The 9548-nt window shown below is 53.7% G+C and carries 10 protein-coding genes; all 10 read right to left on the bottom strand.

Going from position 1 to position 9548, the window contains the following annotated elements; genetic code table 11:
- Positions 1-129 precede the first annotated feature (129 nt).
- A complete protein-coding gene (locus tag PRECH8_RS13455) occupies positions 130-1839 on the bottom strand; it encodes a phospho-sugar mutase (RefSeq protein ID WP_371871222.1) in 1710 nt (569 codons plus the stop codon).
- A gap of 220 nt (positions 1840-2059) precedes the next feature.
- A complete protein-coding gene (gene fabZ, locus PRECH8_RS13450) occupies positions 2060-2497 on the bottom strand; it encodes a 3-hydroxyacyl-ACP dehydratase FabZ (protein ID WP_200967610.1) in 438 nt (145 codons plus the stop codon).
- Positions 2498-2651: 154 nt separating this feature from the next.
- Positions 2652-3182, bottom strand: a complete 531-nt coding sequence (locus PRECH8_RS13445; protein WP_200967606.1) for a CDP-alcohol phosphatidyltransferase family protein — start codon at positions 3180-3182, stop codon at positions 2652-2654.
- Between the two features lie 261 nt (positions 3183-3443).
- Positions 3444-3722: a DNA-directed RNA polymerase subunit beta gene (locus tag PRECH8_RS13440; RefSeq protein WP_200967605.1), complete on the bottom strand. Its 279-nt coding sequence runs from the start codon at positions 3720-3722 to the stop codon at positions 3444-3446.
- Between the two features lie 17 nt (positions 3723-3739).
- The gene (locus PRECH8_RS13435; RefSeq protein WP_200967604.1) at positions 3740-4609 is read right to left on the bottom strand and encodes a flagellar hook-basal body protein; all 870 of its coding nucleotides are present in this window, start codon (positions 4607-4609) and stop codon (positions 3740-3742) included.
- Positions 4610-4627: 18 nt separating this feature from the next.
- Positions 4628-5497, bottom strand: a complete 870-nt coding sequence (locus tag PRECH8_RS13430) for a flagellar hook-basal body protein (RefSeq protein WP_200967603.1) — start codon at positions 5495-5497, stop codon at positions 4628-4630.
- Positions 5498-5597: 100 nt separating this feature from the next.
- Positions 5598-6593 carry a rod shape-determining protein gene (locus PRECH8_RS13425; protein WP_200967602.1) on the bottom strand — a complete coding sequence of 332 codons (996 nt, stop codon included), beginning with the start codon at positions 6591-6593 and terminating at the stop codon, positions 5598-5600.
- Between the two features lie 169 nt (positions 6594-6762).
- On the bottom strand, positions 6763-7089 hold the full coding sequence (gene spoIIID, locus PRECH8_RS13420; RefSeq protein WP_200967601.1) for a sporulation transcriptional regulator SpoIIID: 327 nt from the start codon (positions 7087-7089) through the stop codon (positions 6763-6765).
- 242 nt (positions 7090-7331) lie between these two features.
- The gene (locus PRECH8_RS13415) at positions 7332-8099 is read right to left on the bottom strand and encodes a M23 family metallopeptidase (RefSeq protein ID WP_200967600.1); all 768 of its coding nucleotides are present in this window, start codon (positions 8097-8099) and stop codon (positions 7332-7334) included.
- 163 nt (positions 8100-8262) lie between these two features.
- Positions 8263-9348 carry a stage II sporulation protein D gene (gene spoIID / locus PRECH8_RS13410; protein ID WP_200967599.1) on the bottom strand — a complete coding sequence of 362 codons (1086 nt, stop codon included), beginning with the start codon at positions 9346-9348 and terminating at the stop codon, positions 8263-8265.
- Between the last annotated feature and the right edge of the window lie 200 nt (positions 9349-9548).

Raw genomic sequence — 9548 nt, 5'->3', positions numbered from 1 at the left:
CCTGCGGCTCAGCAGCCAAGATAGCCCCAGCGGCTAAGACGAATCCGGCAGCCCACTGCCCAGACCACCCCAGCCCACTGCCCAGCCCACTACCCACAGCCCAGCATGCCGCGCGCGATCCCATCACCCTCACTCGTCTACGCGGGCCATCACTTCTCGGACGAGCTTCTCGAGGCGTTCCTTCGCGTCCGCAAGCGACGTGCCGCGTACGGCGAAGTACACTTTGATCTTCGGCTCTGTGCCCGACGGACGCAGGCAGAACCACGAACCGTCCTCAAGGAAGAATTTTAACACATTCTCTGGAGGCAGTCCGTCAATCCCCGGCAAGTAATCCTTCACTTCCACAACGTTCACGCCGGCCACCGTCTGAGGCGGAGTCCGACGGAATTCCTCCATCACCCGGCCGATGCGCTCCAGACCATCCTTGCCCTTCATCGTCCGGGATTCCAGATGCTCCTGATAATATCCATAACGCTCATACAGCTCGAGCAGCACCTCATACAAGGTCTTGCCCTGCGTCTTGTAATAAGCAGCTGCTTCTGCGATCAGCAGCGCAGCAACGACGGCATCCTTATCCCGGGCATAGTTGCCCGCCAGATAGCCGTAGCTCTCCTCATAACCGAACAGGAAGGTATGCTCACCCGTCTGCTCGAACTTCGTCATGAGTTCGCCGATATATTTGAACCCGGTCAGGGTATTCAATACCTTGGCTCCATAGCTCTCCGCGATCTTCGCCCCCATCTCGCTGGTGACGATGGTCTTGATGACCGCACCATTCTGCGGCAGATCGCCGTTCTCCTTCATGCTGCCAAGCAAGTAGTCGACCATGATCGCGCCGGACTGGTTGCCCGTGAGGATCACGTATTCGCCTTCAGAATTCATCACAACGGCGCCCATCCGGTCCGCATCGGGGTCCGTGCCGATGACCAGGTCCGCACCCTGCTGCTTCGCTATCTCCAGCGCCAGGGTGAAGGCTTCCCGCTCCTCCGGATTCGGCGACTTCACCGTTGGGAAGTTGCCGTCCGGCGTTGCTTGCTCCTCAACGACGCGCACATTCGTAAATCCAGCCTTCTGCAGCGCACGAACCACGGGCTGATGTCCTGTGCCATGGAGAGGCGTATAGATGATCTTCAGCTCATCACCAACTGCGCGGATCGCTTCCGGCCGTCTGCTGACGGATACCACTTCATCGATATAGGCAGCATCCACCTCCTCGCCGATCCATACGAGCAGCCCTTGGCGCTCTGCTTCTTCACGTGTCATGCGGCGGATCTCAGCAAAGGAGCTAAGCTTGCTGATCTCCTCGATCACTTCATTCGCTTCGGAAGGCACCAACTGGCCGCCGTGTTGGTTGTAGACCTTGTAACCGTTGTACTCCGGCGGGTTGTGGCTGGCCGTGATCACGATCCCCGCATCCGCGCCCAGATGGCGAACGGCGAAGGACAACTCCGGCGTCGGCCGCAGATCCTCAAACAGATATGCCTTGATGCCGTTGCCGGCCAATACCAGCGCCGCTTCCAAGGCGAATTCCGGCGAACAGCGGCGCGAGTCATGGGCGATCACGACAGAAGGCGTCCCGCTTCCAGCCTTCTTCTTCAGGACATACTGAGCCAGTCCCTGCGTTGCCTTGCCTATGATATAGCGGTTCATCCGGTTCGTACCCGCGCCGATCACGCCGCGCAGACCGCCTGTTCCGAAGGTTAACTCACGGAAGAAACGATCCTCGATCTCCGCCGGCTGATCCGCAATGCTCTTCAGCTCAGCCTTCGTCTCGTCATCGATCAGGGGGTCGTTTAACCATTGTTCATATACCACTGCTGCGGAATTCGTCATATTCATCCAACTCCTCTCCTTTTCTGCTTCTTGTTCGTGATTCTAAGCGAACTCTCTCCTGACAAGAACACTGAACACCTTAATCCTGCTGCCAACTCTCGATGGTTGATCCCGCTGACTAATGCAGCCGCCAAATCTTGCTGACTATTCCTAATGCTAAGCCTGCTGCTTAATCCTGCTGCGAACTCCTCCAACATCCGAGATAACGGGCTTGTCCTGCCATCGATCACTCGCCTTTGGCATCGCCGATCGCAAACATCAGCTCACCTTCAGCGGCGACACGGCCATCGACCGTTGCTTTGCCCTTCGCTTTAGCGATCATGCCCTTAAGACGCGTGATCTCCAGTTCAAGTTGCAGGGTATCCCCGGGTTTCACTTGTTCCCGGAAACGGAATTGATCGATGCCTGCGAAGAAGCCGATCTTGCCCTTGTATTCATCCAAAGACAGCATGGCCACCGCGCCGACTTGCGCCAATGCTTCGGCTATGAGGACTCCCGGCATGACCGGATACTCAGGGAAATGCCCCTGAAAAAACGGTTCATTAATCGTCACATTCTTGATCCCGACAGCCCGCTTCCCCGGTTCAAGCTCGATGATGCGATCCACCAGAAGGAACGGGTAGCGATGCGGGATGATCTCCTTAATCTGCGAGGCATTGAGCATATCCTTCACTTCCTTATCCATGATAAACGTATAAAAAATCAACCTGCGGCAACAATATAGAATGTCCCTCTCTGGCTGCAGCAGAGAGGTTCATATAAGGGAGCATATTCATCCAGCCTGCAGTGCTGGAGGGATATGCTCTTTTAGTATGGGGTTAGGATGCTCGTTTACTCTCACTCAGCTCTTTGATCGAACGGAATTGCAGGAAGATATAGATGATCGTCGTGAGATAAGATAAGACGATGACGCACCATAAGTAAGGAACGGCGAAGTCCACCTGCAGGAAGAAAAGCAAAATCACCAAATAATACAACACCGTGGTCAATTTCCCAAACACATTCGCCGGTACCGTCTTATATCCTCGCAAATGGAAGATCCCGGCCCCGATGATCATGCCGATCTCCCGGATGAAGATCGCCAGGGCGGCCTCCCAAGGAACGAAGCGCAAGTAGAGGAAGGATACGATCACCGCGATCATCAACAACTTATCAGCCAGTGGATCCAACATGATGCCGATCGTCGTGATCTGCTGGCGTTTGCGGGCGATATAGCCGTCCAGCACATCCGTTAACCCGGCGATGATCACTACGGCTAGAGCCTCGTAGAGCATATGCTGCGAGATGAGATAGGCGTATACAGGTATGAGCACAAAACGAAACAACGTAATCCAATTCGGCAAATTCATAACAGCCCTCCTAGCCGAAGAAGGTGTAAGAAACACCTCCTTCATTATACAATTTCCAATAAAAGATGAAAAGCAAGCGCGTCACAACCCATCCCACAAGACGTTACAGACACCTAGATCAGGACCTCACTTCCATATAATGAATAACTTGGTAAATACGCAAAATATAAAAGAAAACTCCCGTGATCACGAGAGTTTCTTACAACGGTTCTATTTGATTCCTCAATGCTCAAAATGAGCAACATCACGGCCGTTCCCGGATCAATCGATATCGGTAAATATGAGATCATAGATGTGGCGCCAGGTCTTCCACTCCCAGATCTCCGATGCCGGCTGCTTGCCAAGCTTCACGTACCCGATATACAAACCGATATACAGGCAGATTAAGAATAACAACGGAATACCTGCATACTTCACCACTCGAAGTGTTGTTTTCCCCCGTTTGCGCTTGGGGACTTTCGCTTTGCTGGTTTGCGGTTTGGCCTCAGTCTTGGCTGCAGGTCTCGGTGTTGGCTTGGTTTTGGCTTGTTCTTGTGTCATCGCAATCCTCTCACTCACTATCTGCGCAGTTGGTTAGCCAGACTCATCATGGTGTCGCCGGTGATCAGTGCTCTGGCGTTCAGCTGATAGGCACGCTGCACCATGATCAGTTCGGTCAACTCCGTTGCCAGATCAACGTTCGATTGCTCTGCGCGATATTGTCTGACGGCAATTCCTTCGCCGGCCGGATCATCCACCTGCTGGAGGACGTTATCCGCATCCTGCACGTTGGCCGCTACATCATATAGATTGCTGCCAACCGCCGTGATTAATTCAGGACGCATGATCCGCATCAATTTGATCTGTCCGGCTTCCACAATCGCTCCGTCTACATCAGTATACGTCACATTGCCCGCAGCATCAATCTGAAAATCCGCATGCGCCGGAATCATGATATAACCATCGTCAGCCGAGCGAACGGGATACCCTTCGGATGTGGTCAGGACCACATATCCTTCCAGTTCCTCCATCGCGGACAACTGGAACTGGCCGCTCCTCGTCCACAAGGTCCGCATCGCTTGTCCATCCTCATCAAAGACCGGATTGCCTTCGTCATCAAGCAGCGGCACTTCCACTTCGAACAGCCCCCGACCTTCGATCGCCAGATCGAGAGGGTTGTCCGTTGCGATCAAGGTTCCTTGGGACAGATCCAGCCTTAAGCCGCTCAGGCGCGCCCCATGTCCCACCGTCAGCCCGTGCGGGGAATGGCGGCCGCGCAGCTGTGTATCCGGATGCTGCTCGAGTACGCTGGTCAGCACATCCTGGAACGACGCTTCTTGACGCTTATAGCCGACAGTATTCATGTTGGCGACGTTGTTCGCGATCATATCCAATTTCTGCTGCAGCGCATTCAGGCTGACAGCAGCGCTTATCATCGTTCGATTCACCTTATGGCCTCCCTAATCTCAATTGATGCGGCCGATCTGATTAACCGCCTTGTCCAAGATCTGATCGTAAGATTGGATGACTCTCTGGTTCGCTTCATACAATCTGAGCGCCGTCATCATATCCACCATCGATTGGGCGGCATCCACATTGGATCGTTCGAGATAGCCTTGTCTAACGGACACCTGATCCTCTGCTGCGATCGGTACAGCAGGCTCGGCATCCGGGGACAAACGATAATTGCCGCTTCCCTCGCGGATCAAGAGATTCGGTTGATCGATACGCGAGATGAGCAGCTGCTGCCCGAGGGGCGTGCCGTCTGCCCGGTTCATCAAGGTTCCATTATCGGTGATATAGATCTGATCCATAGACAGCCCTTCGATGACGATCGGCTCGCCGTCGACACCGAGCACAGGCTGTCCGTTAACATTCACCAGCTGCCCCGCTTCATCCAGATGGAAGCGGCCGTCCCGCGTATAACGCGGCTCCCCGTCGGCTCCCTGAACCGTGAAGAACGCTTGGGGCTGATAGACGATCTCTCCGTCGACGACAGCTTGTCCATTCTGATCGAAGGCCACGCCGGGCACCTGAATATTCGATATCAACGCCAAGTCGCCGGGCTGATTCGTTCTGGACAAGTCCCCCTGCAGGAACGACGGGATATTCTCTTCTACGAACACACCTGTATTCAGCCTGCCGATCGATCTTGCCGGCTGCCCTTGCCCGTTGTTCTCCATCAAGTGGATGAGCAGTTCGGGAAAAGACCGCACAGCGGCTGTCTCCTGCTTGTATCCGGGAGTCTGCAGATTCGAGATATTGTTCGTAATCGCATCATGTCTGCGCTGCTGGGTGATCATCGCCGAAGCAGCGGTGTATAACCCTCTGATCATCGCTTCCGTCCCCTATTCTGCTGATAGAACTTAAATCTGCTGATAGAACTTAAGTCGATCTCGTTCTTATCACAATCTATTCTCTTATTATACTATATCGTCACTTTCTTGCTGAGATTTTATCCATATTATCCAGCATGATTCCCGTGCCTTTGGCTACACAATCGAGCGGATCTTCGGCGATCAGGACCGGAACCTTCAATTCTTCCATCATCAATTCTTCCAATCCATGGAGCAAAGCACCGCCTCCTGTGAGGATGATGCCGCGGTCGATAATATCGGCGGACAGCTCCGGCGGAGTGCGTTCCAGCACGGATTTCGTCGTTGCGATGATTGAGGAGATCGGATCCATGAGCGCCTCCATCACTTCATCGGAGGTAATCGTCACGCTGAGCGGCAGACCCGACACCATATCGCGCCCGCGGATATCCATCTCTTCCTGGCGCGACTGAGGATGCACGGTGCCGATGCGCATCTTGATGTCTTCCGCCGTCCGCTCACCGATGAGCAGTTTATACTTATCTTTGATATATTTCGTGATAGCGACGTCGAACTTGTCCCCTGCGACTTTAATGGAAGAGGCGGTGACAACGTCGCCCATCGATAATACGGCTACATCCGTTGTACCTCCGCCAATATCGACTACCATATTCCCGCTGGGCTGGAAGATATCCATTCCCGCGCCGATCGCAGCCGCTTTCGCTTCTTCCTCTAAGAAAACCTCCTTAGCTCCGCTTCGCTGCGCCGCTTCACGGATCGCCTTCTGCTCCACAGAAGTTATATTGCTAGGTGCACATATTAAGATGCGAGGGTGGCTGTACCACTTTTTGCCGCCGACTTGCGAGATGAAGTGGCGAAGCATCATCTCCGTAATCTCGAAGTCCGCGATCACACCGTCCTTCAGCGGCCGGATCGCCACGATATTCCCCGGTGTGCGTCCGACCATGCGATGCGCTTCCTCCCCTACGGCGAGTACGCGCTTCGTCTCACTTTCAATCGCTACTACGGACGGTTCGTTTAGTACCACTCCGCGACCTTTGATGTACACCAGTACATTCGCAGTTCCCAAGTCAATTCCGATATCCTTGCTAAACATACTAAATCCTCCTAACAGCCGCCCTTACAGGTCATATCATTGGTTAATTTAACGATGATTTAGGTTCGAATGCAATATTCGCTGTACGGATATCGAATTCCTTTTCAATTTGTATAATTTTGACGAAATTCGTTCTTATGATGACCAATGAACGCCGATCAGGCCCGAATCAGGAGTTGGAGGATACGAGCCCGCCGCTCGCCTCTTCACCCGCTGCGGCTTCCTTCGCCGCTTTCTCCGCTTCTTGCTTGCCTTTCCGGTACTTGATCTTGGTCGCTTCTCCTCCCCTCAGATGCCGAATGGATTTGTGATACTCAAGGATCACCTTGACCTGGTTGGCCAGCTCGGGATTAATCTCGGGTAACCGTTCCGTCAAGTCCTTGTGCACTGTGCTCTTCGAGACGCCAAACTGCTTCGCAATCGTGCGCACAGTATGCCTGGTCTCGACGATGCAGTGACCGATCTTGATCGTACGCTCTTTGATGTAGTCGTGCACTCCCTTCGCCTCCCTACTCGATTTAAGATTGGTACATTATATGAGTGGAGAGGGTATATATGCTTTGTTTACAAGCCTGACAAGCCCAAAAACTTGTGCTCCGTCCCGTTCCATGGGACCGCCGGCTGGCCGGAGCCCGTCTCATGTCATAGGACATGCTTCACACCGCTATGCATCCTATGCATAAGGGCCGCCAAAAAAATAAGCGGAAGGAATCTTCCTTCCGCTGCTAAACGCAAACCTCAGTCGATCTCCGGCAAATAGTTGAAAGGATTGACCGGTTCGCCGTTCTGATGCACTTCGAAATGCAGGTGGACGCCGAGGTCTTTCTCATACTCATTCTGACCGGCTCTTGCGATTACTTGTCCTTGCTGCACTTCATCGTTCACCGAGACCTGCACATTCGCCAGACTGTAGTATACCGTGGTCAATCCGTCCGCATGCTCGATCTCCACGACGTTGCCGATCACCGGTGCGGACTCCGCCCGGATGACTTTACCGCTGAGCGCAGCGGTGACATCGAAGGGCTGATTATCCGTCCTGGCCAGCGCGATGCCTTCGCTGGTGACAAAGGTGTTCTCATACTGGATCACCGCCATCGTCTTCTCATCGTGGGACAGGCTGTCATCGTAATACGGCATGACGACTTCGATGCCCGTCATATCGGCTGCCGGCCAGCGAAAATCCTCTGGCAGCGCGACCACCGGCAGATCATCTTCCTCTGCGTTCGCCCCCTGCTCATCGACATGACCGACTTCAAGTCCCAGATTCTCTTCGGTCAGCATGTCTTGGTCCTGCGAACCCTGGTAAGCGATCATGATGCCTAAGATGATTGCCGCTGCCGCCAAATATGCCGCCGGGAATACCCACTTCTTCGCTGTGAACTTCCTCCAGGATGACTTCTGCGGGGCAGTACGGCCTTGTACACCGCTTTCGGTCTTATGGATCGACTCGGTATTGGTTGGTTTTGAGCTGTTTTTGTCGTTATGGTCTCTCTTTTGGTCACTCATTTCCATCACCTCATCTACCATTCTTGCCAGAAGGCAGGAATTTAAACATGAGGCGACAGATTTTTTTGCAGAAAAAATATCATGCCCCAACCGCTGAGCATCTATGCATATCATTCGTACATCCTTCATACATCATCGCCCAGTCCTGTCCGCACAACTTTCCTTAATTTCCGCCGCTGCTGTCGTCAGACGCAAGCGGCCGGGCAGCACCCTGCCAGCCTTCTATTTGATTCAGATCAACGATCTCTACTCCTTTATAGTAGTAGGTTAAGATTTCCTCTGCCGCAGCCCCCTCCAGCGCCATGCCGTTCGCCCCGTACTGGCTCATGCCGACGCCGTGCCCGTATCCATAGGTGGTAAACTCGATCGTATCGCCGCTGATCTTCCAAGTAAACTCTGACGATGGCAGCCCCAGCTTCTCCCGCACCTCTCTGCCGCTGAACGGGATGCCGTTGATCAGCACTGTTTTGATCCGCTTGCCGCTCGTTCGCTCCGTCACCGCCATCCCCAGTTTACCGCCCTTAATCGCTGAGGCAAGAAGATCATGCAAGCCCAGCTTCTCCATCATTTCTTGCAAGGTCATCTTCGTCACCGACGTATATTTCGGGGAGATCTCCGCATCCCACGGACTCGCCACACTTCTTAGATAGGGGATAGTCTCGGACCAGTACTCTTCAGAATTCTCCGTATAGCCGTTGCTCGTTGAGAAGTAAGTCGCATCAATCGGCTGTCCGTCATAGGTGAGGATAAGTCCCCGCGTCTCTGCCACTGCACGGTTGATCTTGCTGATCTTCCCAGCGTACTCCCTTCGCGTCCAGCGGGCCCGCAGTTCTTCATCCGTTGCATAAACCTGATCCGATGCGGTATCCGTCACCCATGCTTCCGGTGTGGGGGCCTTCGTGAAGTCCCGCTCCACGATCTTCCGCACGATATACGTCCGCGCGGCGATCGCCTGCGCCTTCAGCGCCTCCAGCTCGAATTCCGCCGGCATCTCAGCCGCGACGACGCCGCGAACATACCCTTCCAGCGGCACCTCTATGACTCTCTCTTGCCGGGATAGATAGACGGGGATCATAAGCACCGGTTCCTGCTTCTGTTCTATGACCGGCCACTCATAGATTGGATCATAGATTGGCAGTTCCATCTTTACTTGCTTCACCAGGACGGTTGGAAGGATAAGCGCAGACGCGACCAAGACCCCCGCCCACATCAGGATCAATTTCTTCTGAGGTTTCGCAGCACGCGGCATATGGTTTCCTCCTCATCGAGCCGTCTGTTGTTTGTCTATTATGGTGACTCCATCTATTTCTATGAAGAAGGCGAATTTGCTAGAACCGATTAGAGGAAGAGGATCACCTTACCCCCGTCGTTGCAGCCAAGAAAATCACCCTCCGAAGAACGCACATGAGCACGTCCCAGGAGGGCGTCGAACTTGATAGGATTCACTTG

It is taken from the genome of Insulibacter thermoxylanivorax, assembly GCF_015472005.1.
Classification (GTDB): Bacteria; Bacillota; Bacilli; order Paenibacillales; family DA-C8; genus Insulibacter; species Insulibacter thermoxylanivorax.
The sequence above is the reverse complement of the archived record's forward strand: the minus strand, read 5'-3'. Positions and strand labels throughout refer to the sequence as shown.

What these genes read in the sequence shown, in the direction of transcription:
- spoIID (WP_200967599.1), bottom strand. Translation starts at nt 9,348, where the DNA reads ATGCCGCGTGCTGCGAAACCTCAGAAGAAATTGATCCTGATGTGGGCG.
- PRECH8_RS13415 (WP_200967600.1), bottom strand. Translation starts at nt 8,099, where the DNA reads ATGAGTGACCAAAAGAGAGACCATAACGACAAAAACAGCTCAAAACCA.
- PRECH8_RS13440 (WP_200967605.1), bottom strand. Translation starts at nt 3,722, where the DNA reads ATGACACAAGAACAAGCCAAAACCAAGCCAACACCGAGACCTGCAGCC.
- PRECH8_RS13455 (WP_371871222.1), bottom strand. Translation starts at nt 1,839, where the DNA reads ATGAATATGACGAATTCCGCAGCAGTGGTATATGAACAATGGTTAAAC.
- PRECH8_RS13425 (WP_200967602.1), bottom strand. Translation starts at nt 6,593, where the DNA reads ATGTTTAGCAAGGATATCGGAATTGACTTGGGAACTGCGAATGTACTG.
- PRECH8_RS13430 (WP_200967603.1), bottom strand. Translation starts at nt 5,497, where the DNA reads ATGATCAGAGGGTTATACACCGCTGCTTCGGCGATGATCACCCAGCAG.
- fabZ (WP_200967610.1), bottom strand. Translation starts at nt 2,497, where the DNA reads ATGCTCAATGCCTCGCAGATTAAGGAGATCATCCCGCATCGCTACCCG.
- PRECH8_RS13445 (WP_200967606.1), bottom strand. Translation starts at nt 3,182, where the DNA reads ATGAATTTGCCGAATTGGATTACGTTGTTTCGTTTTGTGCTCATACCT.